At 65.1% G+C, this 23456-nt stretch carries 22 protein-coding genes and 1 tRNA gene; 11 read left to right on the plus strand and 12 right to left on the minus strand.

Annotated elements, in window-relative coordinates:
* Positions 1–31: 31 nt before the first annotated feature.
* The 3 genes from ACTWPW_RS21865 to mscL are packed head-to-tail and all read left to right on the plus strand — an operon-like array spanning position 32 to position 1850.
* The gene (locus tag ACTWPW_RS21865; RefSeq protein ID WP_443169756.1) at positions 32–838 is read left to right on the plus strand and encodes an S-methyl-5'-thioadenosine phosphorylase; all 807 of its coding nucleotides are present in this window, start codon (positions 32–34) and stop codon (positions 836–838) included.
* Positions 835–1428, plus strand: a complete 594-nt coding sequence (locus ACTWPW_RS21870; protein ID WP_443169757.1) for a flagellar biosynthesis protein FlgA — start codon at positions 835–837, stop codon at positions 1426–1428. Before ACTWPW_RS21865 ends, ACTWPW_RS21870 begins: the two co-directional genes overlap by 4 nt.
* A gap of 23 nt (positions 1429–1451) precedes the next feature.
* The gene (gene mscL, locus ACTWPW_RS21875; protein WP_375113191.1) at positions 1452–1850 is read left to right on the plus strand and encodes a large conductance mechanosensitive channel protein MscL; all 399 of its coding nucleotides are present in this window, start codon (positions 1452–1454) and stop codon (positions 1848–1850) included.
* 6 nt (positions 1851–1856) lie between these two features.
* Here the strand turns inward: mscL and ACTWPW_RS21880 are convergent, their stop codons facing one another.
* A complete protein-coding gene (locus ACTWPW_RS21880; protein ID WP_443169758.1) occupies positions 1857–2948 on the minus strand; it encodes a D-alanyl-D-alanine carboxypeptidase family protein in 1092 nt (363 codons plus the stop codon).
* Positions 2949–3743: 795 nt separating this feature from the next.
* On the opposite strand from ACTWPW_RS21880, the gene ACTWPW_RS21885 reads away from it, so the two are divergent.
* The 4 genes from ACTWPW_RS21885 (at position 3744) to ACTWPW_RS21900 (ending at position 7470) form a co-directional block, all read left to right on the plus strand.
* Positions 3744–3816, plus strand: a tRNA-Arg gene (locus ACTWPW_RS21885).
* A gap of 323 nt (positions 3817–4139) precedes the next feature.
* Positions 4140–4823, plus strand: a complete 684-nt coding sequence (locus ACTWPW_RS21890; RefSeq protein ID WP_443169759.1) for a hypothetical protein — start codon at positions 4140–4142, stop codon at positions 4821–4823.
* Positions 4820–5245 carry a protein NO VEIN domain-containing protein gene (locus ACTWPW_RS21895; protein ID WP_443169760.1) on the plus strand — a complete coding sequence of 142 codons (426 nt, stop codon included), beginning with the start codon at positions 4820–4822 and terminating at the stop codon, positions 5243–5245. Before ACTWPW_RS21890 ends, ACTWPW_RS21895 begins: the two co-directional genes overlap by 4 nt.
* A 155-nt stretch (positions 5246–5400) precedes the next feature.
* Complete coding sequence (locus ACTWPW_RS21900) at positions 5401–7470, plus strand: GmrSD restriction endonuclease domain-containing protein (protein WP_443169761.1); 2070 nt, start codon at positions 5401–5403, stop codon at positions 7468–7470.
* On the opposite strand, the gene ACTWPW_RS21905 is transcribed toward ACTWPW_RS21900, so the two are convergent.
* Positions 7449–8309, minus strand: coding sequence for an abortive infection family protein (locus ACTWPW_RS21905; RefSeq protein ID WP_443169762.1), 861 nt, complete (start codon positions 8307–8309; stop codon positions 7449–7451). The two genes, ACTWPW_RS21900 and ACTWPW_RS21905, sit on opposite strands and share 22 nt — an antisense overlap.
* 420 nt (positions 8310–8729) lie before the next feature.
* On the opposite strand from ACTWPW_RS21905, the gene ACTWPW_RS21910 reads away from it, so the two are divergent.
* Positions 8730–9125 (plus strand): hypothetical protein, encoded by a 396-nt coding sequence (locus tag ACTWPW_RS21910; protein ID WP_443169763.1) that lies wholly within the window; start codon positions 8730–8732, stop codon positions 9123–9125.
* A gap of 5 nt (positions 9126–9130) precedes the next feature.
* Here the strand turns inward: ACTWPW_RS21910 and ACTWPW_RS21915 are convergent, their stop codons facing one another.
* Positions 9131–9424, minus strand: a complete 294-nt coding sequence (locus ACTWPW_RS21915; RefSeq protein ID WP_443169788.1) for a WXG100 family type VII secretion target — start codon at positions 9422–9424, stop codon at positions 9131–9133.
* A gap of 2 nt (positions 9425–9426) precedes the next feature.
* Positions 9427–11190: a hypothetical protein gene (locus ACTWPW_RS21920; protein ID WP_443169764.1), complete on the minus strand. Its 1764-nt coding sequence runs from the start codon at positions 11188–11190 to the stop codon at positions 9427–9429.
* Between the two features lie 431 nt (positions 11191–11621).
* Between ACTWPW_RS21920 and ACTWPW_RS21925 the strand changes: the two genes are divergently transcribed.
* A complete protein-coding gene (locus ACTWPW_RS21925; RefSeq protein WP_443169765.1) occupies positions 11622–15023 on the plus strand; it encodes an ADP-ribosylglycohydrolase family protein in 3402 nt (1133 codons plus the stop codon).
* Complete coding sequence (locus ACTWPW_RS21930) at positions 15016–15831, plus strand: carbohydrate kinase family protein (protein WP_443169766.1); 816 nt, start codon at positions 15016–15018, stop codon at positions 15829–15831. The genes ACTWPW_RS21925 and ACTWPW_RS21930 overlap by 8 nt, the downstream gene beginning before the upstream one ends.
* Positions 15832–16682: 851 nt before the next feature.
* On the opposite strand, the gene ACTWPW_RS21935 is transcribed toward ACTWPW_RS21930, so the two are convergent.
* The 8 genes from ACTWPW_RS21935 to ACTWPW_RS21970 form a co-directional block, all read right to left on the minus strand.
* Positions 16683–18047 carry a tyrosine-type recombinase/integrase gene (locus ACTWPW_RS21935; RefSeq protein ID WP_443169767.1) on the minus strand — a complete coding sequence of 455 codons (1365 nt, stop codon included), beginning with the start codon at positions 18045–18047 and terminating at the stop codon, positions 16683–16685.
* Positions 18044–18238, minus strand: coding sequence for a helix-turn-helix transcriptional regulator (locus tag ACTWPW_RS21940; RefSeq protein WP_443169768.1), 195 nt, complete (start codon positions 18236–18238; stop codon positions 18044–18046). Before ACTWPW_RS21940 ends, ACTWPW_RS21935 begins: the two co-directional genes overlap by 4 nt.
* Entirely contained in the window at positions 18235–19566 is a 1332-nt protein-coding gene (locus ACTWPW_RS21945) for a replication initiator (RefSeq protein ID WP_443169769.1), read from the minus strand. Before ACTWPW_RS21945 ends, ACTWPW_RS21940 begins: the two co-directional genes overlap by 4 nt.
* A gap of 283 nt (positions 19567–19849) precedes the next feature.
* Complete coding sequence (locus tag ACTWPW_RS21950) at positions 19850–20017, minus strand: hypothetical protein (RefSeq protein ID WP_443169770.1); 168 nt, start codon at positions 20015–20017, stop codon at positions 19850–19852.
* Entirely contained in the window at positions 20014–20355 is a 342-nt protein-coding gene (locus ACTWPW_RS21955) for a hypothetical protein (RefSeq protein WP_443169771.1), read from the minus strand. The genes ACTWPW_RS21950 and ACTWPW_RS21955 overlap by 4 nt, the downstream gene beginning before the upstream one ends.
* A 13-nt stretch (positions 20356–20368) precedes the next feature.
* A complete protein-coding gene (locus tag ACTWPW_RS21960) occupies positions 20369–21061 on the minus strand; it encodes a DUF2637 domain-containing protein (protein WP_443169772.1) in 693 nt (230 codons plus the stop codon).
* Positions 21062–21065: 4 nt separating this feature from the next.
* Positions 21066–22436: an FtsK/SpoIIIE domain-containing protein gene (locus ACTWPW_RS21965; RefSeq protein WP_443169773.1), complete on the minus strand. Its 1371-nt coding sequence runs from the start codon at positions 22434–22436 to the stop codon at positions 21066–21068.
* A complete protein-coding gene (locus tag ACTWPW_RS21970) occupies positions 22429–22761 on the minus strand; it encodes an SCO3933 family regulatory protein (RefSeq protein ID WP_138715945.1) in 333 nt (110 codons plus the stop codon). Before ACTWPW_RS21970 ends, ACTWPW_RS21965 begins: the two co-directional genes overlap by 8 nt.
* A 145-nt stretch (positions 22762–22906) precedes the next feature.
* Between ACTWPW_RS21970 and ACTWPW_RS21975 the strand changes: the two genes are divergently transcribed.
* A complete protein-coding gene (locus ACTWPW_RS21975) occupies positions 22907–23287 on the plus strand; it encodes a GntR family transcriptional regulator (RefSeq protein ID WP_443169774.1) in 381 nt (126 codons plus the stop codon).
* Positions 23288–23456 lie beyond the last annotated feature (169 nt).

Consider the following 23456-nt stretch of genomic DNA (forward strand, 5'->3'; position numbering starts at 1 on the left):
GCCTCCCGCCGATCCGGCTACTCTCTGCGCCATGGTCACTCGCGCAGACATCGGCGTCATCGGCGGTTCGGGCTTCTACTCCCTGCTCGACGACGCGGAGGAGATCCAGCTCGCCACGCCCTACGGCCCCCCGAGCGATGTCGTCACGGTCGGACGCATCGGCTCGCGGTCCGTGGCGTTCATCCCCAGACACGGGCGAGATCACCGCTTCCCGCCACACCGCATCCCCTATCGTGCCAACCTCTGGGCGCTGCGCATGCTCGGCGTCCGCCAGGTGCTCGCGCCCAGCGCCGTGGGTTCGCTGAGAGCCGAGTACGGCCCCGGCGCCCTGGTCATCCCCGACCAGCTCGTAGATCGCACTTCTGGCCGCGTCCAGACCTATTACGACATCGACGGCGCCGTCCATGTCTCCTTCGCCGACCCCTACTGCCCCTCTGGCCGGTCCACAGCCGTGCGGACCGCGCGCGCAGGCGGCTGGGAAACGGTCGACGGCGGCACGCTGGTGGTCATCGAGGGGCCGCGCTTCTCGACGCGCGCGGAGTCGCAGTGGTACGCGGGCAACGGCTGGTCGATCGTGGGCATGACCGGCTTCCCCGAGGCGATCCTGGCCCGCGAGCTGGCCCTGTGCTACACGTCCGTCTCCCTCGTGACCGACCACGACGCCGGCGTGGAGGCCGGCCAGGGCGTCACCCACGACGAGGTCCTCGAGTTCTTCGCGCAAAACGTCGCCCGCATGCGCACCCTGGTGTCCGAGACCGTCCAGTCCCTCCCCGAGGAACGCACCTGCCCCTGCGGCTCGGCCCTCGACGGCATCAAGCTCCCCTTCGAGCTACCGTGATCCGGTCCTGGCTGATTCGCTACGGCCGTCGCCGCCGCCTCATCGCGGCGGCGCTCGCCGCCATCTCTGTCATGTCCGCCTTCATCGCCACCCGCCCGGCCACCTCCGCCACCACGGTCCTGGCCGCCGCCCGCGACCTGCCTCCCGGCCCCCTCCACCCCCAAGACTTCCACCCGGTCGCCCTCAACCATCCGCCCGCAGGAGCCGTCCACACCATCACAGCAGGCCAAACCCTGGCCACCCCCATGCGCCGGGGCGAGCCCTTGACCGATGTCCGCTTACTGGCCACCTACCCCCTCCCGCCCGGCCTGGTCGCCACCCCCGTACGCATAGCCGACGCGGCCACGGCCACCCTGATCTCCCCCGGCTCGACGATCACGCTCCTGGCCTCCTACCGAGAAGGCGGCCCAGCCCGCCAGCTGGCCCCCGACACCACGGTGCTGACCATCCCCCGCCCGAAAGGCGTGGCATCAGCCGGGGAAGACGGCGCCCTGATCGTCCTGGCCACCACCCCGTCCCAAGCAGCCGACCTGGCAGCCGCCCAAACCCACGCCCGCCTTTCGATCACCATCAAACCTAACTCTCAGTAATCATTCGGCTACGATCTCTTGCCATGAACGGATTCAAGAAGTTCCTCATGCAGGGCAACGTCATCGACCTGGCCGTGGCGGTGGTCATCGGTGCGGCCTTCAACTCGATCGTCCAGTCGTTCGTGGCCGACCTCCTCACCCCGCTGATCTCGGCGTTCGGCGGCCTGCCCGACTTCTCCTCGCTCAAGGTCACGATCGGCCAGTCCAACTTCATGTACGGCAACTTCCTCAACGCGGTCATCTCGTTCCTGATGGTCGCCGCGGTGATCTACTTCATGGTGGTGAAGCCGTACACGCATCTCAAGACCCGCTCCGCCGCCAAGGTCGAGTCGAAGACCCGCGAATGCCCCGAATGCCTGTCGGAGATCCCCAAGGCCGCCTCCCGCTGCGCCTTCTGCAGCGCCGAAGTGGCCCAGGTCTAGAGAGGATCAGAGCAGAGAATCGATCTTGGGGTCATACTCCCAGTGCCACGGCTCGAACGGGCTGCTGTAGGCCCACGACGGGTGGAACCACCCGTACCTCTTGGAGTTCTTCTCCATCCACACGAACTCCGCGGACCCGGACCTCTCCACCCCGCCACACAGGTCCACAGCCAGCCCGAGCCCGTGGTTGCTCCGCCCCGGCACCGCCGCGAACCCCGGCCGCCGATAGTAGATGGACTGCTGCTCGGCAAGATTCCGGTACGCGTCCGTCACACACATGGACTTGCCGAACCGCTGCCGATAAGCCTCGTTCAGGCTCACGAAGGCGATGGTGGCGTCGGCCCGGAGACTGAACCCCTTCTGCTGCAGGGGGCAGAGCATGCCCTTGGGGATCAGCCCGTTGGGATAGTCACCGGCCGTGGCCGCCCGCAGCGGGTTGCACCCCAGCGCCGCCCGTCCCACCTTGTCAATCTTGATCCCCAGCTTCACGAGCGCCGCGGTCAAGGACTTCACGATCTTGTCCGACCGCTGCCGCAACGTATCGACCTCGGCCGCGAGCTGCGCCTCCGCGAGCAGGTTGCCGGCCCGAAGCTCCTGCGCCTCACCCGCGAGCCGCTCGGCCTCTTTGTGCAGCGCGCTGGTCTGCTCGACGGCCTGCTGCCGTGCGGCCACGATCAGGTTCGCGTCCGACAGGGCCCGCAAGGTCTTTTCGTCCGCGCTCCCGGACAGGAACGGAATGACACCACCGGCCACGAGCGGCTGCTCGTACAGCAACTCGGCCATCTGCGACACGGGCTGCCGCATGACGGCCAGCCGCTGCTCGAGCTCCTGCAACGCGGTCAGCTTGGTCTTGAGCTCCTTCTCGGAGGCCGCGATCTCGGCTCGCCGCTTCTCCAGCGCCTTGGTGGCTTCCTCGAGTTCCTTGGCCGACTGCTCGGCCTCTTTCCGCAACTCGGTCAGATTGGACGGATCATTCCGCCGCTCCAGCACCCGCTGGGCCTCCTGAGCCTGCGCCGGGGACACCGCCCCAACAGGCACGAAGAGAGAAGCCACCGCCATGACGACCGCGATCAGACCCGCTGATCGAGGGGCTGGCACGTTCGACTCCTCCGTTTGCAATCTCGTTACCCGGGTCAGGCACGCACGTTACTACAGCCCCCCGAGTGCCCGGACCGAACTCCGAAGAGCTGTTATGAGACAAATAGCCCACTTTGCACACCCCACACGCACAGCAACACCCCCACACCCATCCATAGCGCTTCTACCGAGAGGTACGCCCACTCACCGCCCCCGGGTTCAGATCCCCGGCACCCAACTCCCCCGGGCCGCCTCCTGCTCCCGATCCCGGCACAACTCCCACAACCAGGTGTCCACCCACTCCCCCGGGCACCCAGCCTGAGTCCGCGCAGGAGCCGGCGTAACAGGCTCCTCGACCTCCACCTCAACCTCGGGCTCCGAATCACCCTCCCCAGAAGCCACCTCCCGCCCCCGATCAGGCAAGGCCTCCCTCACAGGCGCAGGCACAACCCCCTCGTACCACCGATCAGGCCGAGCCGGCGCAGGCACCAACACCGGCGCGAACGCCACCTCCATCACCCCGCCATCCCTCGCAGCGGCCCCCTCCACCTCGAACCCACGTATCTCCCCCGCCAGCAACCCTCCAGCAAGAATCGCCGGCGCCAGCAACGCCCCGAACAACACAACGGGCCGCCGACGGGCTTGCGTGCTTCGCCTCCTGGTCACAGGCAGACGCTATCCACGCACGACGAACAAGAATCTGATCACTTGTCAGGCCTTTACCGCAGCTCAGAGCACCCATAACCAACCCAGCCAAACTGATCGCCGCCCGACGTCCCACGCAGTGCCAGACTTTCGCTAGGCTTACGAGAGTCCGCCTCCGTAGCTCAGGGGATAGAGCACCGCTCTCCTAAAGCGGGTGCCGCAGGTTCGAATCCTGCCGGGGGCACTCATCTCAACCAGGCAATTCAGCCTTCGACCTGCGGTTTCTCTGCCGCAGGTCTTCTGCGTTTCAGATCCCGAGTAGGTAGCTGAAGGCACCCGTATGCAGCCGTAGGGCCTTGATCACGGGATATATGCGGGATGATCTTGGCTGCGTTTCCCCAGCTCAGGAACCAGTCGAGCTTCATTGCGGCGGCAGAAGAGCTACAGCAAGGACGGGGCGAGCTGGCACACATGGTCGCCCAGGAAGCAGGGCTTCAGGAGGGCTGAGCTCGGTAGCCAAGCATGGACCTATGGAGTACAAGATCCATCTGCGGCAGGATGAGGACCATGGTCGCGTACTGGTGGTCACAGCGGTCCGATGAGAACCTGTTCATGGAAATCACGCGACGTGACGACATCGGCAGCGACGTGAAAGCGCCCATCGCCGCTCGAGGCGGCGTGAGCACCCCAGGGTACGCATTGGTCAGCGCCGTCCAGGCCAACAACCTCGCCATCCACTACGACAGCGCCGCAGAGCAGATCGTGGGCGTCAGCCGCGCGACAGGTGAGCGGTACAACGAGCCGATCTGGTGGGTCGCACGTGGCTCCTACGCGAAGAAGGCCGGCGCCAAGCCCAAATGGCTCCCCGGCCTCGTCGTTGCACTCGCGGACTATCGCCCTCTGGCCGAACCGTTGCCCTTAGCGGTACTCCGGCAACGCCGATTAGCCCTGCTTGCGGTCCGAGATGCACTGCAGGCAGAGTTTCCAGGACAGCGGCTCTACTTCCCGTGGATCCAGTACCAGGACTCCCTACGGACCTGGCAGACCTACCTCGCCAAGTGCCCGAACGCAGTGCTCGATGTGCTTCCAGAGGTAAGGGAGCCGTGGATGCACTCATCGGAGAGCGGCCACCTGCGGGCCCGGGCCTCACCCGGAGCGACGTCGAGGAGGCCGAACGGCAGATCACCGCTGCCGCCGGTCGCCCTCGGGCGTCCCGCAAGGGCCAAGGCTTCGCCACCGACCAGCAGGTGAAGGTTGCAGTCGAGACGCACGCAATGAACGAAGCCCTCCTCTACTACAGCAAGCTGGGCAAGGTCACGGACACCTCTCGTACCGCGAGCTTCGACTATGTGGTTGAGATCGGCGGCGTCTCTTGGCATGTCGAGGTGAAGGGGACAACCGGCGATCCGCAGGAAATTCTCCTCACACCGAACGAAGTTCAGCACGCCATGGAGTATCCGCACGTGGCACTGTTCGTTCTGAGCAGCATCGAGGTGACCCGCGATGAGCAGGGCGATGTCATCGCACGCGGGGGCAAAAGGGCGATTTTCCATCCCTGGCTGTTGGACCAAGCCCAGCTCTCGCCGATCGGCTACCGGTACAGGCTGCACGGAAGCTCCGAGGGACTTGGAACGCCATATAGAGAGTCCGAGGTCGAGCCTGAGCAGACATGACCTTGACCTGCTGAACGGTACGTAACTTCAGGCTACACAAAGTTAGGGACGGTCCTCAGTTCTTGAATTAGGGTATCGATCGACCGCCCGATTCAAGCTTGCAGGTGATCATGGCCACAATGCTCTTCAGTGACTCCAGTTACACAGTCGGCAATATGGTCGAGGCCATCGATCGCGGAGATATCGCCCTCCCTGACATCCAACGTCCGTTTGTCTGGCAAGCCACCAAGGTCCGCTCGCTCTTCGACTCGATGTATAAGGGGTTCCCAGTCGGCTTCCTACTCTTTTGGAAGACCGACGCCGACCCAGGTGCCAGGCAGATCGGCACCGGAAAGACCGCACCGCAGTACCTGATCGTCGACGGGCAGCAGCGGCTCACCTCGCTGTATGCCGTGATGAGGGGGATGGAGGTCCTGCGCGAGGACTACTCCACGACCCGGATCCGAATCGCTTTCCGCCCCGCGGACGGAACCTTCGCGGTCACAGACGCAGCGATCGAGAAGGACCCCGAGTTCCTTCCAGACATCAGCGTTCTGTGGGCTCCAGGTAACTTCCGGCAGGCGATACGAGGTTTCCTCACCCGTCTAGCTACCAAGCGCGAAGTCGATCAGGAAGAGCGGGATCATCTGGACGATGCCCTTTACAGGCTTCACGACCTCGGTGGCTACCTCTTCAAGGTGGTGGAGTTGTCTCCTGCGGTCAATGAGGAGCAGGTGGCGGACATCTTCGTCCGTATCAACAGCGAGGGCGTCACGCTGAACCAGGCCGACTTCATCCTGACCTTGATGAGCGTGTTCTGGGAAAAGGGCCGCCGAGAGCTCGAAGACTTCTGCAGGGCGGCCAAGACACCCGCCCTCGGCACGGCCTCTCCGTTCAACTGGTACATCCAGCCGCAGCCTCCGCAACTGCTCCGAGTGACCGTCGCGCTCGCGTTCCGCCGTGCCGTTCTCAAGAACGTGTACACCGTACTCCGCGGGCGGGATCTGGAGTCGGGCAGCGCCTCACCGCAGGCCAGAGAGACCCAGTTCGAGATTCTTGAAGCGGCTCAAGCTCACGTTCTCAACCTCACGCATTGGCACGAGTTCCTGTTGTGCCTGGAACGGGCTGGGTTCCGAGGCAGCAAGATGATCTCCAGTGAGAACGCGATCCTGTTCTCCTATGCACTGTGGCTCTTCGGCCGGGTCCACTATGGCGTGCCGATCCCCCAGCTACGCGAAGTCATCGCCCGCTGGTTCTTCATGACGCACGCCACCAGCCGCTACTCCGGCGCCTTCGAGAGCCAGGCCGAGCGAGACTTCGCACTACTCGGCGGGATCGCACCAGGTGACGCGGAAGCGTTCTGCGACACCCTCAACCGCTTGATCGATGACACCCTGACCCACGACTTCTGGACCATCACGCTGCCCAACAACCTGGCGACCTCGGCGGCGAAGTCCCCTGCACTCATGGCTTACATCGCGGCCCTGAACATCCACGACGCGCCTGCGCTACTGTCCCGAGTACGCGTACGTGCCCGGCTCGATCCCGCCGTCACCACAAAGAAGGGGATCGAGCGGCACCACCTGTTTCCACGCAAATACCTTCGCGAGGCACTCGGCCTGACGGAGGCCAGCAAGATCAACCAAATCGCGAACATGGCACTCGTCGAGTGGTACGACAACATCGCCATCTCAGACAAAGCACCGTCCGACTACTGGCCGGCGGAAGTCTCCGAAGCGAACCTGCCCCCCGCCGAACTGGCGAAGCACACTTACGTGCACGCTCTTCCGGACAACTGGCACGAGATGGATTACCTGGTGTTCCTATCAGCACGGCGTCGCCTCATGGCCCATGTCACCCAGGACGCCTTCAACCTGCTCGGCCAGCATTCCTACCAGCCCGATTACCCCGTACCCGGGGAGCCCGACACCTCCCCCGCGCCAGCAGGCGTCTTCGGGGCTAAGCTCTCCCACCTCATCGACCTCGATCTGCTGGACGTCGGAGCCACACTGGTGGACCTTCAGCACGGCACGGACGCGTCAGCGGTTGTCACTGCCGAGGGCAAGATCGAGCTTGAAGGCCAGGTTTTCGACACCCCCTCGGGCGCCGCATGCGCCGTACTCGATGTGAAGCAGTACGACGGGTGGACATTCTGGTACACCGGCACCGATGAAGGGCTCAAGCCACTCGCCGAACTGCGGGAGGAATTCGTCCGGCGGATGACTCAGCCTGAAACCCCGGCCTGAGCTGACGATGGTCGACCAGCGGGCTCACCGAGGGAATCCAGCATGTACGCGCACCACGCGATGGAGGCGCGTACAGCGAGACGACTGTCTCTAGCCTCGATGCCGGTCACGGCGGCCGAGCTGCCGTGACCGTCACCAACCTTGTTACGCAGAGTCCCGATCTTAAGCGCCAGATCCCGCAGATCCACCAGGATGTCGCGGATGAGAGGTGACTTCGCCACGTCTACCTGATCTGGGTGCACGCCCAACGCCTCCATTGCCCCCTTGACCAGGGTCGGGACGTTCAAGTTGGCCCCGACGGGCTGCCCCTTCTGGGCGAGAACAGCCTTCGCGGTGGCTTCGATCAGGTTCTTGGCCTTACCGATGGCCAAACTGGGGTCATCGTCCAGTGATCTCTCCAGACGGGCCAGCTCGACGCGTATCGCGGAGGCGTCGGGGAGTACATCTGTAGCAATCGTCCCCAGAGTGCGAATGGCGGCCATGGGATCGCCCGTTGGGTCCAGCGGAAATCCGTCCGCAGCGAGGCAATGGCGTAGGCGTACCAGCCGGCTCCTGTCCGCAGCCGGGAGGGACTCATAGATCTCGGCCAAGGCAACAGTTGCCCGCAGTACAGCACGGACCACTTTTGGTTCGCCGAGGTCGAGACCGCGAAGCGTTCGGGACACGTGGCTGCGTGTGCTCGCGACGATCACCGTGCCGTCATATTGAGTGACCGGCTGTTTCTCCAACTGGATACCGGCGGCGGCGAAGGCTCGCTCTGCGTCTCGCGTCGAACGCGCGATATCCGCGATCGCTCCGATGGAGTCATTGCTGAGCAAAGCTTGTCCGGTTTCCGTCACCTTCACTCCTCACCACGTTGCAGCTATCACCGCTGAGACGCCTGTACATGGCGCCAACGATCCCAGCTCTCCCGCCCGGGACCTGGGACAGGCGGGAACTGCTCTTCCATACGACAGCCAAGACACCGGCCCGGCGATCGTAACGCGCGCGCAGGCACATGAGCAGGACTTCAAGGAGTCCGCGGAGATCAAACAGAATGCCATGTCCGTTCATTGCAGGCACGACCAGGTATATGTGCGGCTTGTCGGCGATACATCTCTATCGCAGCTTGCTATGGCTGAGCGAATCGGATGTACGAGTCTGGACTGCTTAGGTAGGGTCCGAACGTGCGCTTTGGTGCGTCTTCACGCGTGGTTGCCGCGATGCTTGCCGGTTACGCGGCCTTGGCTGCTTGCTCGGGCGAGCCCGAGCCTCCGACGATGGATCAGGCCACCCGGCAGCTCGTGAGAGACGGTGACGCTTTGCTGTCAATGATCCAGTCCGATCTCACTGGCCTGACGCAGGAACGCGCCGACAAGGACCGAACGACCTCGTGTGGCACAGGCCAAGCACAACGGTACTTCTTGGCCAAGGGCAACTTCGCGGACCCAGCACGACAGGATCCACTCAGCCGGATCGGGCTGCTAAAGGGCAAGCTTGAAACAATGGGGTACCGCGAGGTCGTAGATGAGCTCGACCTCGGGGAGGACGAGCTGGGTGTGACCGTGTTGGTCAACGACCAGGCCAGCCTGACGTTCGTCCTCCTCGGACGCTTGTCAGAAGCACCCAACCTAGTGATAACCGGTAAGACGGAGTGCTACGCCAGGAATGGCTGACGGTCCTACACGGGATCCGGCGACTGCGCGGCCTCCTCACGAAGCTGCTTCGCACGACGGCGAAGGTTGTCGGCTGTGGCCAGACACCCGTTCTCAAGATCACCCATATGGCTCCTGAGTTGAACAGCATGCCCGCGATACCGCTCAGCCGCCGGCCCTTGCCAGTACGACTCGCTACCGTTCTGCTGCGACGGGATACCGTCGAACACATTGGCAAGCATTTTGGCGTACCTGGTGAATGTGGTCGCGAGCGCCTCCTTCTCCTCTGCTTCACGCAATAGCTGGTGCTTGATGGGCATGATCAACCGCCCCTTCTTTTCAAGGCGTCGGTCAGGGCACTCAGTAGCCGGCCCTTGATCGCATCTCTCATCATCTCTCTGTCCGAGGCGCTGAGTGGCGGTTGGCCATGGGCTTTGAGTGATTGGACTAGAAAGGCCACCTGCTGCTCCACCAGCTTGTTAGCAACATCCTCAGCGGTGCCGGGCGTCTTCTTGTCCAGATAGTCGGTGATCATATCCTTCATGACGTCCTTGAAGTCATCGAGCACCTTGTCCTTGCCCGTGGACACCAGAGCGCTGTTTATGGGTAAGTATTTGTTGTTGAAGTAGTCGACGGGCATGAGCATGTAGCCGGCAATCTGCTCTGCGTACTCGTCGTCGCTCCACTCGGCGTATGTCGCACCTGATAGCAGGAGGTTGGTCAGCGCTCCCGTCCGTGCGGCGAGGTTCATATGGGCCTCTCGCTTGTATAGGTCCGGGTCAAGAGGGTGGAAGCGGCCCATATCCAGTTCTTTGATGTACTCCTTCGCGGCCTTCGCCAGCGTGTCAGCCGCGATGGGATCCTGCATCAGCGCGCCCATGAAGCGCGCGCTGACTGCAGGGTCTAGCTTGTCCCATGGCGGTCTGGCACCCACGTGAGGTAAGTCCGGTGAGTTACGCTGAGCCTGGCCTCGGGCGAGATGGTCAAGGATTGGCCTGATGTCCTGGGCCAGCATCCGGCTGATCGGTGAGTCGGCGAACGTTCCGAGACTGCCGCCAACCCACAGGCTGTGCTCGGCCCCGATACTGTTGATTACGCTGAGCCATGCTTGGTCACGTACGTTGTCCGTGCCCGTTCCGGGTTTCAACGCACCATGCAGCGCGTCAGCCAACGCCTCCTCATAGGCAGGCACACCAGTCGATCTAATGGTGTATGCGTCCAGCAGAACCCCGGACTCCTTCCGATGCTCGGCTAGGAATCGCTGGAACGCCTCGGGATTCGCCGCGAAGGCCTTGGCCAGGTTGTACAGGTTCCAGTTTGGGTCCGTGGGATACGCGTCGGAGTTCGGTGGTCGGTTCAGCAGATTGGATGCGACTTTGTTGAGGAACGTACCCGACTGCGGGGCCAGCCCTATGAGGGTCGTCAGGATGTCCGATGGGGCTGTCTCCACCATCTTCTGCCATTCGTTTCCGAGGCGTCCGGATCTCTCCGCGCTGGCGAAAGCCTCGGCCAGCAGGCCCGGTGAGGCAGCGTCGGCCCGCTTGAGCGCGTCTGGGGACAGGCCCCTGCGATCTCCCGCGGCCAGGGTGTTCATCCAGTCACGGAGTAACTTCTGGAATGTCTCAGGACCTAGGGCGGCCAGCAGCGCCGCGGCGTAGGCGGGATCGCCGGTCCTGCCCTTGAGCGCCGCCAGGGCTTTCTCCACCTCGTTCCAGCTCTGCCCGGAGAGATATTGATCGTGATGCTTGAGCGCCTCGACGATGGCGGCCGCATCCTTTTTGGCCGCCTGCGCCGCCTCTGCCTGACTACTGAAGGGCAGCGTGCCGGTCAGCATGCCCTTCTGCTGTGTCGGAACTATCCGCTTGAGAGTTTCGACACGCCACTTAAGGTCCTGCTGCGACTCGTGGAAGAAGGCCCACGTGCGGTGCATCGCAGTGACACCTTCGCGGCCGGCCCACTCCTCACCCGCCTCGGCTATCGCGGCTTCGATCCCTGGCCGCGTCCTGCCAAGGATGTCTTTCCCCATCTCCATCTGGCGGATCAGCTTCTCTGCGCCGAGGGGATCGATCCCGACGAACTCCCCCATAAACCCTCCCAGAGGGTGTGGCTTACAGAGCGAAAGTCAAGCACGCCCGATACGCGAGGTAAACGCGTTATGCATTCTCATTAGCTACTTGAACCCCAAGACCCGACAGGACGTAAGACAACGATGTGCCCGAATTCCGACATAATGGCTGAATTTTCCTTGAGAGCTACGTACTGCGGCGACAGTTCGGCGTTCGAGATCAATATGGCAAGCGACCCATACCAGTCCCGCTGGTCCACTGCCGTAGTGCCTCCCACGCGGACGAGGTGGAAACGAACGACACCTCGGTGTAGAACCGATTACGGCAGCCACCAAGCGGCCTTGGACGGCGGCAGGCCGTCAGGACTGGCATCATCGTTAGGGAACCACATGCGATTCGCACCCATGCAGAGCTGACTGTGCCTATCTTCGAAGAAGGCCCAGGCAGGTCCGTGGTGGCTCCTGACCGTTCGCTGGATCTCTTCGCGAACCGCTTCGAGCTGACCCGGCACGTCGTCTCGCTCATAAATGAGGACCCGCCCGCGGAACGGATCCTGTACCTCCATGGGCTGGGCGGCAACGGCAAGTCGTTGTTGTTGCGGCACCTGGAGCAGCGTTGCTGCCTGCGTACAAACCAGTGGGCAACCGTTCGCAACGCCTCAGACGCCGAACTGTTGGCGCGGCTGGCTGAGCGGGGCGAGCAGATGCCGGTGGCCAGGATCGACTTCGGAGCGCGTCCCGCCGGTGAGAACCGCCCGCAAGAAGCGTTCTCTGGGTTGTTCATGCTCAAACGGCAACTCGCCCGGCATGGCATCGCGACGCCCCGCTTCGACTTCGCCGCGATCACCTACCTCCACAAGCTCGGCTTCGACATCGCCCACCGGGTGCCCGAGTTGTTCCCCCGAGGAGAGGCCAGCATCGCGCTGGACATCGCCGACGCCATCATGACGCTGCCGGTCCTGCGTGTGGGGCAGCAGCTGTTCCAGATGGTCAACGCGCGAATGGACAAGGTCTTCACGCGCAGGCGGATGGAGCGCCGTGTCCCCCAGGAGGACGCAGAGCAGATCCTCACCCTCGTCCCTGAACCTGACTTGCTGCACGAGCTCCCCCGCCTGTTCGCCAAGGACCTGAACGATGCCGCCAGCGAGCATCCGCGGATCGTACTGCTCTTCGACACCCACGAGGCATTCTTCGGCGAGGCGATCGGCGACCCGGACAGCTTGATCCACGCCGACAAGCTGATGCGGGACGAATGGCTTCGCTGCCTCCTGGGCCATCTCGATCTGGGGGCCGGGATCGTCGCCATCCTGGCGGGCCGTACCCGTCCGCCGTGGTCGGCAGCTCCCGTCTTCCCCATCCCCGAGCGGTATCTCGACTTCCGGTTGGTCGGCCACCTGACGACCGCCGACGCGAACCAGTATCTGAGCCTGGCCGGCATCACCGATCCGCCCATGCGCGGAGCGCTGCTCGAGTACGCCTCCACCGCACCGAACGAAGTGCACCCGTACTTCCTGGGCTTGTGCGCGGATGTCGCTCTCGCCGCTGGATCGCGCCTGAGCCCCGCTGACTTCACGACCCTCGTGGACAAGGAACGCGACCTGGCTCACCGTTTGTTGCAGTGGACGCCGGCCGAGGCCGAGTACGGGATCCTGGCGGTCAGCGCATGTCGGGCCTTCACTGCCGAGACGTTCCGCCACCTGGGCCAGGCGCTGGACTTTCCCTGTGACCGCAGCGCGTTCAGCAAGCTGACGGCCTTCTCCTTCGTCGCCCCCTTGCGCGGCGGCACGGCCAGTGGATCCGGCGCGTACACCATGCACAACATCCTTCGCCGCTCACTCCAGAACGTCCGCCCGGCGGAGGTTCGCCGAGCTCACGAGGTGCTGACCCAGCACTATGGCGAGCGCGAAGAATTCACCGCCGAGTTGGAGACGGCCTTTCACCTGAGCCATCTCGACTCCGCACGAGGCGTGTCGGCCTGGGTGACGCTCATGGACCGCGGTCTCGCCACCGGCCGGTACGACCAGTGCCGTGCTCTCGCCGTGCTGCTCAGCGAACTGCGTATCGACCGCGACGAGGACCGGAACCGGTGCCTGTACCGGGTTGCCCGCGGCTATCTCGGGCTGGGTCGCTGGAACCAAGCCGAAGCCGTGCTGAGCGGGCTGCCCGAACGGTCGGCTCATGCCGAACTCGTCCGCGCTGAGGTGGCCTTCTGCAGAGGCGACTTCGAACGGGCCGAACGTCTGGCCCAGGCAGCGTTGGCCCTTGCGGAAGAAGACGCCCGGGAGGGGTTCCTGTTCCGGTTGGCCGAGATCGAGCTGTACCAAGGCCGCTTCTCCGACGGACGCCGACACGCCACTGAAGGCATGGACACCACAGTCGACCAGGCGCCGTGGCTGAAGCTTCTGGGTGAGATCGAGTATTTCTCCGGCAACGTCGATCGTGCTGACACGCTCATCAACCAGGCGCGACAGGAAGTCTCGGCTCGTCCCGCTCATCGGCGGGACCAAGCGCTGTACGCGGGTCTGCTTCAGGATGCCGCTCTGGTCGCCGAGGCCACCGGCGCTTGGCAGGTCGCACTGGCCAGCCAAGACAAAGCGCTGGCCATTCGCAGAGCGTCAGAAGACGCTCGGGGTATCGCTCAGTCCCTCCACGGGCTGGGCAAGGCCCAGTGCGGCCTTGGCCTGCTGAAGGAGGCCACTCACACCCTCGCCGAGGCAGGCCGGATGGCCCGGGATCTGGGCGACGGCCTGCTGGCGGCGAAGGTCACGCACAGCGAAGCCGACGTTCGCCTGGCCAATGGCGATCACCCTGGCGCACGACGACAGACTCAGCAGGCACTTACCGAGTTCGAGCACCACGGCACCCCATACGACGTGGCCTCCGCCTGTCTCTCCCTCGCACGTCTCACGCAGGGGCGCGAGCGCGTCCACTACGCCGACCGCGGGCGGCGAGCCGTGGCTCAGGGTGGGTTCGGTGTCCTGAGTCAGTTGTTCCCCGACCAGGCCATCCCCTCAGCAGGGCAAGTTCTCAGCGGGCTCATCGGGTTCTGCTGCGGTGACGCGCTCGGCGTGCCGTGGGAGGGAAAACCTCCTCAGGAAATCACGCTCACGGACACACTAACCGCACGCGGGCAATGGCCGACCGGCAGCACCTCGGACGACACCGAGCAGCTCATCCTGCTCGCCGAAAATCTGATCAACACCGGCGGCTCAGAACGTGTCTTCCTGACCGCCCTCACCATTGCGCTGCCCACCATGCGCGGCGCCGGCCCGACGACGAGACGAGCCGTGGCGCGGTTCGAGGCGACCGGTTCCCTTGTAGCAGACGGCGGGGCAACCAACGGCGCGATGATGCGCGTGCTGCCCATCGGCTGGGCCGTACCGGCCACCGATGTCGAACGACGCCGTGAACTGGTCGAGCGGATGACCAAGACCACCCATGCCGATCCGAGAGCCATCGCCACCGCTTGCGCGGTGGCCGCCATGGGAGCTTGGGCGCTCGAAGCCTGTACCGCCACGGAACTGATCTCAATCGCCAGAGAGGAACTCGACCACTTCGGCATTCCCGGCACCGAAGGGTGGGAACTCAGCCCGACCGGGGTATCGCTGGACGTCATGGACACGCTGGGAGCACTCCTGCACGTGATCGAGCTCCACGAGGAACCAGTCAGCGCCATGCGGTACGCAGTCAGTCTTGGTGGGGACACTGACACCGTGGCTGCGATCGTCGGAGGCATCTTGAGCTGCCGCCTGGACACGGTGGACATTCCCTGGGCACCGCAAGTCGCGTTCCCCGGGGCGCTGGACGAGCTCGCGCAAGGGCTGCGCGCCACGCGACAGGCTATGTATGCCTGACTTCTGGATCATCGGTCCCATAGCTTGGGACCTCGCTCTCTACGTCGACCGTCTCCCCGCCAGCGGCCACTTCGTCCAGGCCACCGAAAGCGCCGAGCGCCCCGGGGGAACCGGCGCGAATGTCGCAACGGCGTTGAGGCAGGCCGGTGCCCGCGTGCACATGGTGGGCTACGTGGGAGCGGATACCGCCGGTCAGAGCATGACGAGCGCGCTGTCCGCGGCCGGCGTAGACATCGATCACGTGCAGGTCCTACCCGGTCGTACGTCCTCCGTTGTTCTGCTCATCGAGCCCAACGGCGAGCGCACCATCGTCGGCATCCACCCTGATCTGCTGCACGGCATCACCATTCCCGTTGGGGCAGTGGCACCAGGTGACATCGTCTACTTCGCCGCCTGGCACGACCACTTCACTGCCGCCGCCCAAGCCATGGCCGCCGCGGGAGCGCTGGTCACGAGCGTCCCACCGGGCACGATCCCCGCCATGCGGTACCTGATCGGTTCTCGTAACGACTTCACCGTCATCCCTGAGAAGACCACCGCCATCGTGACGGAGGGGGCCAACGGCGTCACTGTGTACTCGGGTGGCCTGGCCGACCATTTCGCAGCCATCCCAACGGATGTGGTGGACGCGACCGGTGCCGGTGATGCCTTCGCCGCCGGCCTGCTCTGGGAGATCGGCAGAGGAAGAACTCTCGTCGAGGGCGTACAGCTCGGACTTGCCTGGGCCGCATCCACTGTCCGAGCGAAATCCTCCAGGCCCACCGAAGCACCGGCGACTCAACCGGGGATCAGCAAGCAAAAGCCATAAGAACTGCGGCAAGGCTCGCTTCCCGGAGGTCCGGCCCGACGGTTGGGTCCTCATCCATACAGCAGATGGCACGCCTGGTTGCGGATGCGGAACTCAGGGCGGGAAGGCGGGAAAAGCTCGTCGCATTTCGCGTTGATCAACGACTCCATCCGCTTCCTGGTGTCGCCCTTCGGGGCAACGTACCCGGTCTCTGTCGCACGAGTGGGAGGGGCCGCGATCCTCTTCGGCTGCGGCTCAGCGCCGCCACGGCCACGCTGGGACGGCAGGGAACGGGTCTCTGCGCGCTCCCGCGTTCTGGAGGATGAGAGCGTCTTGGTCTGTGGCTGCTCAGGACTCGGGCTCGACTTCACCCGAGGGTGGGCGCTGGCGGTCACCAAAGGTGTCGGCGTCGAGGCAACCGGAGACGATTGCCCGGCCATACCGGACAACTGTACGGACTTCGGGGCAGAAATCACGCCGGACGAGCTGGGCGGATTGCCGAGGCTCGGCCAAGCGGCGAAGACCGCCCCGGCCACGAAGCCTGCTACGAGTAGCGGCCTGGCCGCACGATGCCAACTCCACGAAGATGGTCTATCCGGTGGAGTCGGGGCCGAGTACCTGCGCCATCCGAAGGAGTCCGAGTCGTCGAGCGTGCGGCGTCGGCGGATCGGCAGCCCGTACGGTGGTCGCCTCAGCGGCCTGGAAGACGAGGCAGAGCGGTCGCGGTCATTGTTCATGGGCCTCCTTACTCACTGCTCGTTCATGTCAGGGTGGCGCAGTGTGCCGCCTATGGAACGGAGCGACGCGGCATGTCGAGCAGCACGACGTGAAAGGGCCCCGGAAACCCGGGGCCGAAAGTGGATGAACCTGGACTACTCGTCCAAGGCGTTGTTGATCTTGCTGTTGATCTGCTCCTGCTGGCCGTCCATGCATTTGGCGTAGACCCGGAGCAGAACGTCCACGCTGTGCCCGGCGCGCTTGGCGACCTCGACGGCCGGGACGCCGGCGTTCAGCCAGAGCGAGACCGCCGCATGCCGGAGGTCGTACGGGCGTGCGGCGAGCGACGACGCGACCTGCGCGGGGGTGAGCGCTAGTTTGCGGGCTTCCTGCCAGACGTAGGAGTACGCCGAACTGGAGTAAGTGCCGCCCATACCCGTGGCGAAGATCCTCCCATCGTCAGCAGTGCCGTACGTGGCGATGTGCTCGCGGAGCATGGCGACCAGGACCGGCGGGATGGGGATCTCCCGCGTCTCCTTGTCCGCGCGGTGCTTCAGGCTGCGCGACTCGTGGGTCTCGCCAGAGTTGGTCCAGCGCTTCGTTCCCTGAGGCCGTGCCTTCTCCAGGACGATCAGGCCCCAGCCCGATTCGGGGAGGGTGCAGTTCCGCTGCCGGAGGTCGGCCGCCTCTTCGGGTCGGAGCGCGGCGTAGTAGATGCACGCGAAAAGCGCCTTGAGCCGTGGGCCGCGCTTGCGCCCGATCTGAGGGACGGCGTCAAGGAGCTGCCGCGCCTGGGCCGGGTTGACCACCGTACGAGGATCCACGGCCGTCACAGCCTTGGGCACCGTCCACTTGATCTCGTCCAGCGGGTTGCTGCTGAAGACCTTCTGCTCTACTGCGTGCTCCAGCAAGTGATGCAGTACGGCGCGCTTGCGCCGCACCGTGTTGGCCCCTGCCGGCGTGCCGGCAAAAGTAACCGAGATGGAGGAGAGTGCCGTACGGAGGACGTGTGCTTCTCCCAAGGCCACCAGCGGGAGAGACGCCCTTTCCAACCAGCTCAGAGCTGAGGCTTGCACCGCAGTCAGATCGGTCCGCCGCTTCTCCGGCAGCAGGGCGTGAACTCGGAGGACCTCCCGCAGGACTTCGGCCGAAGGACGGCGCGGCGCATCGTCCACCAAGGCCGGGATCAGTGACAGGAGCGCGTACGCATCCGTCTCGCGGGTCCGAGCCGCGGACATGCTCCAACGGCGGAGAACGTACGCCTGCGCGAACTCCAGGAACGACGGTCCGGAAGATTCGGGAGCCAGCATCGACACCGGTAGACCGGTGATGACGTCGAACTCCTCCCCCGCCTTGGCCGCCTGCCGAAGGTCGGACATGAAGGCATTGGCCAGTCCCTTGGTGCGGAAGCTCTTGGATCTTTCCCTGCCCGCGACCCTCCAGCGGGCGACGTAGACGGGGGTGCCACCGTTGGTGCGCTGCTGGATCTGGCTGAACTTCACGTCGTAGGTGGTGTTCACGCGGCCTCCCGTCGAGAGTCGAGCCAGGCGATGAGGTCGCTCCGCCAGACGCGGAGCTCGAGGTTGGGCAGCTGGACGCAGACCGGCGCACGGCCGAGCTCACGCCAGCGGTAGAAGGTTCGGCGGGAGACGCCACCGAGTTCGGCGAGGACCTGCGGAACGGTCAGCAGCTCGTCGCTTCTGCTGCTCATCGAGGATCACCACCGATTCTTGGCAGGCGGACGCCGGTAATGGCCGCGGCGAGGAGCTGTTCGCCAAGGGAGAGCCCTTGTCCGGCGTACTGCCAGTGGGCGACCACAAGGACGGTGTCCTCCTCGAACAGAGGAAGGCGCCCGGTGGTGATCTCTTCGGCGCGCATGTGTTCTTCGCGAGCAGCACGGAGTTCGCCGAGGGTGGTGGAGTAGTGCCGACTCTTGGTGGAGAAGTGGCCGCGGAAGCCGAGCATGTGAGCCCAGTGCGTGAGCCGGAGTTCAGCCAGGCCGGGGTGACTACCCAGGCGCATGCAGGCGGCGATCAGCTGGCGGGCGTGCTCCCGCACCGGGAGAGCGTTCAAGTCGTCGAGGGGTTGGATGCGCCGATCCAGGGTGCCGACGCATTCAGCTGCCTTCGTGGCGTACTTGGCGATGTAGGCGGCGACGGCCTGGTCAGTGAGGTCGCCGTCCATGGTGATGCGACGGCTGTCGAGTTGGGTCCCCCACCTGAAGGTGCGGCCGAGAGGCTTGACCTCTGCTGTCACCACGGCGGCGGCGTGTTGGACGGCTTGGTCGAGTGCCTCAGCCGTTGCCCAAGCCGGGGGCGGCGTGTGTGGGCCGTCCGGTCCGTCAATGCGGATGACGGCGTGGAAGTGGACGACGCCGCGGCGTTGGTATTCGGCGACCTTGGCGAAGGCGATGCTTGCCTGCGCGCGCATGGCCTTGACGGTCAGACCGTTGAGCCGGGCGAAGCGGCGGCGCAGCGCGAGAGTGAAGCGGCGCCAGAGCTCGGGGCTGATGGCATTGAACAGGACCGAGCCGTCGTAGTCGTAGCAGTCGGGGCACAGCGGCTCCCCGAGCCGGGGATCGTCTGCGCTGTGACGATCAGTGCAGGACATCTTCTGCCCATGCGGGCACGTTTCGGCGTTGCGGCGGGCGTGGCAGGGCAGGACCTTGCCGTTCTTCTCTCTCCGCGTGTGTACGGCGCCGAAGGACGGGGCGGTGAGGGTGACGAACAGGCACGGGTGCGAGTTGACCGTCTCGGGCACGCCCTTGCCTCCGACGAGGCCCGCGCGGACGAGTTGGTAGGTGTCGGCGCGGTAGACCTCGGCGCAGGCCGGGCAGCGGGTGGCGCGGCGGGTTTTGCACGGCACCCGCAGGATGCCGTTGGGCTCGGTGCTGGTGCTGTAGCGGTGCAGGAGTTGTCCGGTGGCCTGGTCGTAGTGTTCGACCTTGCCTCGCAGGTGGATCGGCTGGCGGCAGCCGCCGGAGCGCTTGATCTGGCAAGCCCAACGGTTGTAGTCGGGGTCATGGAGTCGGGAGATCATCCCGGCTATGGCGTGTGGGTGGTGCAAGATGGATCTGTCCTATCCGGATGCGATCTGGTGGGATGGCCCCTCACCTGGCGCGGAACTTGGCGGTTGTGTGGCCAGGTGAGGGGATCTCGGCGCTATGCGCCGTGGTTGTCGATGCCGGTGCCGTCGCAGTCACGGCAGGTGCTGCGGTCTCCGTCGAGGCCCGAGCCGTTGCAGGTGCAGCAGCGGCCATGCGTGAACGGGATGACGGCGAGAATTTGTGACCAGCCGGTCCGGGGTTCTTCCGGAGCCATGGTCAGCTGCTCTCGCGCGGGGTGATCGTGAGGTAGATGCGGTAGTGCCGTGACCGGTTCCTGGTGGGGAAAGCTCGCGACATGGACGAGACCGTGAAGTGCTGGCGTAGGTGGATCATGCCGAGGGTGAGCTCGGCTCGGCTGCCTTCGAGGCGGATGCGCATGGTCATAGCTCCTGGGCGTTGTCGGTCTGGATGCAGTCGCGGTAGCTGTCCACGGCGGCGTGGCGGGCGCGGGCAGCGGCGAGGATGGCGGTGAACTCGTAGCGGACCGGCCCGAAGGCGATGCCGGTCATGTAGTGGCCGTGAGGCAGGTGTTCGGGGTCGATCTCCGTACCGAGCAGGGCGGCCACCTTGTCGACTTCTGCGCACATCTCTTCGTCGGGGCCGTGCGCGGGGAAGGCGCGGATGATGACGGGCGCTACCGAGGTCGGTACGCGGGAGTTGGCGTTGAGGAAGCCGGCCAGGGCGATGAGCCCGGCGATGAGGGCGTCCCGATCGTTGCTCATGGTGATTCTCCTTTCAGGTGGTTTCTGGGACGGTCCGCAGGGTGCGGAGCAGGTCGGAAGCGAGTTGGTTGGATACGCCCAGGCGGGCGCGGAGAACGTCGCGGGTTATCGGCCTGCCGTGCCTGGCGTGGTGTTCGTCCGCCACGCGACGGGCGTAATCGATCAGCGTCGGGGACGGTCCGGGTCTGTCGTCCTCGTCGTCCTCGGCCGGGACGAGAGCGGGACGATCATGAGCAGGAACGGCCGACGGTTCGTCAGGACGGGGACTTGGCGAGACGCCTGTCGAGGACGGTTCGAAACCCTCTGGGGACAGGTCGGGACGTGGGCCGGAGGTCCGACGTTCGAGCATGGAAACTGCGACGAGAAAGGCGGCTGCCGGAGTCGCCGCGGTGATCCAGCCCCACACGGTTGGGTCGGCTTGTTGCAGGTTGGCGGCCAGGGACAGAACGATGCCTCCGCTCAGGACGAGGACGGGCCAGGAGATCAAGCCGCGCCGCTGACGGCCGGTCTTCTTGTCACGTTGGCGCTCGCGGGCGGCCATGACGCAGGTGAGGTCGACGCAGACGGCGATCGCCCAGGCCATCCAGCCGGACTGTCCGTGTTCACTAGCGGTGTCGCGGATGTGGGTGAAGGACCCGGCTCCGGCGATGAGGGCCAGGACGACGACGGGACCGGTATCGAGCAGCCAGCGGGCGAGGCATCGCATCGGCTCAGGCCTTCCGCGGGTCCGGGATGGAGTCGAGGAACTCGGCGAGGTCGGCGTCGGTCGGTGTCGGGGCGTGCCCGGAGACGATGTCCGCCCAGGCGGGAGTTCGGTCGGTGTAGGTGGTGGCGGCGAGTTCGGCGGCCTGCTCGCTGACGTAGAAGGAGCGAGCGCGGTACCACTGGCCGTCCTGGGAGGCGACGATCGCGACACCCGGCGTCTCGGCGGGGATGGCCCGCGCCGAGGCGAGCGCTGCCGGGTCGAGGTCGCCAAGGGTCATGTTCGCGGTCTCGGGATCGTTGACGCGGTGGCAGATCCGCCCAGAGCACTGGGCACGCAGGGCGGTGACCCCGGGGCCGAGGTCGGAGCCGATCCGTTGGCCGCAGCAGAACAGGTAGATGCCGAAGGCACGTCCGAGCTGTGCCACCCGCAGGAGCGCTGTCGAGGTCTTGGCGATCTCGTCCTTCTCGCTCTTGTCGGCCATCAGGTACAGCTCGGCCAACTCGTCGACCAGGACGACGACGGGCACGGGCCGTTGATCGTCCGGGAGTTGCCAGATGTTGCGGGCACCGGCCTCACGGCACAGGGCCATACGGCTGGTCATCAGGCTGACGAGGTCATCGAGCAGGCCAGCGCACTCACCTCGCGTGGTACCCAGCGCCGACAGGCGAGGACTGTACGGGGTGAACTCCACGCCGCCTTTGAGGTCGAAGCCGACCAGGGCTACCGGTTGCGGAGCGAGCCCTTGGACCAGGGCGTTGGCGAGGTTGGACTTGCCGGACTGTGTGGCCCCGGCGTTGATGTAGTGCGGGACGGTCCGGAAGTCGATGATCCACGGACCACCGGTCTCCAGCCGACCCACGATGACCTTGAGCAGTTCGGGCGAGGTGGGCAGGGTCTCGACCCGGACGAGTGGGTCGCGGACGGTGGCGGACAGGACGACCCGTCCGGGACGAGGGGACGAGACGCGGACCGCGTGCACGCCCCAGGAGTGGGCGAGCCGTTCGGCGGCGTCGGAGTAGTCGGCCGGGATCTGGCCTTCCAGTGTGTGCAGGGTGACGCGCCAGCCGTACCGGGTCGGCTTGGGAAGCCACATGAACGGTTTGGTGTCCACGGCGATGCGCTGCCACTTGCGCCGCACCCGGACGACTCCGGTCGAGGCGACGAGTCCCGGGACGGTGGTGAACCAGAAACGCTGCCGCTTCTTGGTGAGGTTGCAGCCGAGGGCGACCTTGCGCCAGCTCGCCCGTACGCTGATCGCGGTCAGCGGGAAGGCGCCGACGAGCCAGAAAGACGGGTAGTGCCAGCGGCGCCAGGCCCAGAGCCCGGCCGCCGAAGCGGCCAGGACTCCGAGCATGATGAGCGTGGTGTCAGACACGGAGCGGCTCCGTGTCCACCGGTAGGAGCGCGGCGGCGCGGTAGGAGATGCCCCACCGGCCGGCGATCTCCCAGACATACCCGACCAGACCGGTCGGGTTGACCTGCTGACCGGCGCTGATCGGGGGCTCCCCCGAGGTGCCGATCTTGACGAGTTCGATCCGGCCGAACTCGTCTTCGACCGAGACGGTGACCTCGTAGACGGTGTTGCCGTTCTTGTCGGTCTTGATCTCGCCGGTGTCCTTGTTGAGCAGGCGCGGCTTGGGCGCCTTCACGCAGGTGATCACGAGCTTGGAGGTGTCGACAGGGATCGGGATGGTACGCACGAGAGCTGGTCTCCTTCAGAGGTGGCGTTGCTAGCTATAAAGATACCTAGGTATCTAGCTCTGTAAACCTAGATAGCTAACTTGGATCGAGATTGCTTACAGGTTGCCCAGAGACCTAGGCACCTAGAACCGCTAAAGTTGGGCTATGGCAACCGACCGGCGCCGGCCGTACCTGAGGATTGCCGAGGACATCCGGCGCGACATCGCATCAGGCCGGTACGCGGTCGGCGAGCGCCTCCCCGTGGCCCGCGAGCTTGCCGAACGGTACGGCGTTGCCATGATGACCATCGGCAACGCCCTGGCCGTCCTTCGCGACGAGGGCCTCATCGAGACCCGCCAGGGAGCGGGCAGCTTCGTCAGCCGGACCCCCGACGACGAGACCGCCGGCCCGACCCCTGGCGAGCACAGCGAAGAGTTCCGCATCATCTCCGAGCAGCTGAGCGAGATCCGTCAGCACATGCAGAAGCTGACAGTCAGGCTGGACGAGCTAGACGCTCGGACTCGTCCTGATCAAGCCGAGACGTGATCCTGATGGTGCGCCGTTGGAGTTCGGCCAGGTCGACCGTGATCTCCGCCAGCTCACGTAGCAGGATCTGTCGTTCGATCTCACTGAGACCCACTTACCACCCCATTGTGTAGGCAGGACGCCGGAGCGCCCCGGGTTACCTGACGGGTGAGGAGCCATTGCGCGGATA

Source organism: Nonomuraea sp. KM90 (assembly GCF_052246675.1).
GTDB lineage: Bacteria > Actinomycetota > Actinomycetes > Streptosporangiales > Streptosporangiaceae > Nonomuraea.

What these genes read in the sequence shown, in the direction of transcription:
- ACTWPW_RS21955 (WP_443169771.1), bottom strand. Translation starts at nt 20,355, where the DNA reads ATGAGCAACGATCGGGACGCCCTCATCGCCGGGCTCATCGCCCTGGCC.
- ACTWPW_RS21930 (WP_443169766.1), top strand. Translation starts at nt 15,016, where the DNA reads ATGCCTGACTTCTGGATCATCGGTCCCATAGCTTGGGACCTCGCTCTC.
- mscL (WP_375113191.1), top strand. Translation starts at nt 1,452, where the DNA reads ATGAACGGATTCAAGAAGTTCCTCATGCAGGGCAACGTCATCGACCTG.
- ACTWPW_RS21910 (WP_443169763.1), top strand. Translation starts at nt 8,730, where the DNA reads ATGGATCAGGCCACCCGGCAGCTCGTGAGAGACGGTGACGCTTTGCTG.
- ACTWPW_RS21915 (WP_443169788.1), bottom strand. Translation starts at nt 9,424, where the DNA reads ATGCCCATCAAGCACCAGCTATTGCGTGAAGCAGAGGAGAAGGAGGCG.
- ACTWPW_RS21920 (WP_443169764.1), bottom strand. Translation starts at nt 11,190, where the DNA reads ATGGGGGAGTTCGTCGGGATCGATCCCCTCGGCGCAGAGAAGCTGATC.
- ACTWPW_RS21975 (WP_443169774.1), top strand. Translation starts at nt 22,907, where the DNA reads ATGGCAACCGACCGGCGCCGGCCGTACCTGAGGATTGCCGAGGACATC.
- ACTWPW_RS21865 (WP_443169756.1), top strand. Translation starts at nt 32, where the DNA reads ATGGTCACTCGCGCAGACATCGGCGTCATCGGCGGTTCGGGCTTCTAC.
- ACTWPW_RS21900 (WP_443169761.1), top strand. Translation starts at nt 5,401, where the DNA reads ATGGTCGAGGCCATCGATCGCGGAGATATCGCCCTCCCTGACATCCAA.
- ACTWPW_RS21945 (WP_443169769.1), bottom strand. Translation starts at nt 19,566, where the DNA reads ATGATCTCCCGACTCCATGACCCCGACTACAACCGTTGGGCTTGCCAG.
- ACTWPW_RS21950 (WP_443169770.1), bottom strand. Translation starts at nt 20,017, where the DNA reads ATGACCATGCGCATCCGCCTCGAAGGCAGCCGAGCCGAGCTCACCCTC.
- ACTWPW_RS21960 (WP_443169772.1), bottom strand. Translation starts at nt 21,061, where the DNA reads ATGCGATGCCTCGCCCGCTGGCTGCTCGATACCGGTCCCGTCGTCGTC.
- ACTWPW_RS21890 (WP_443169759.1), top strand. Translation starts at nt 4,140, where the DNA reads ATGGTCGCGTACTGGTGGTCACAGCGGTCCGATGAGAACCTGTTCATG.
- ACTWPW_RS21940 (WP_443169768.1), bottom strand. Translation starts at nt 18,238, where the DNA reads ATGAGCAGCAGAAGCGACGAGCTGCTGACCGTTCCGCAGGTCCTCGCC.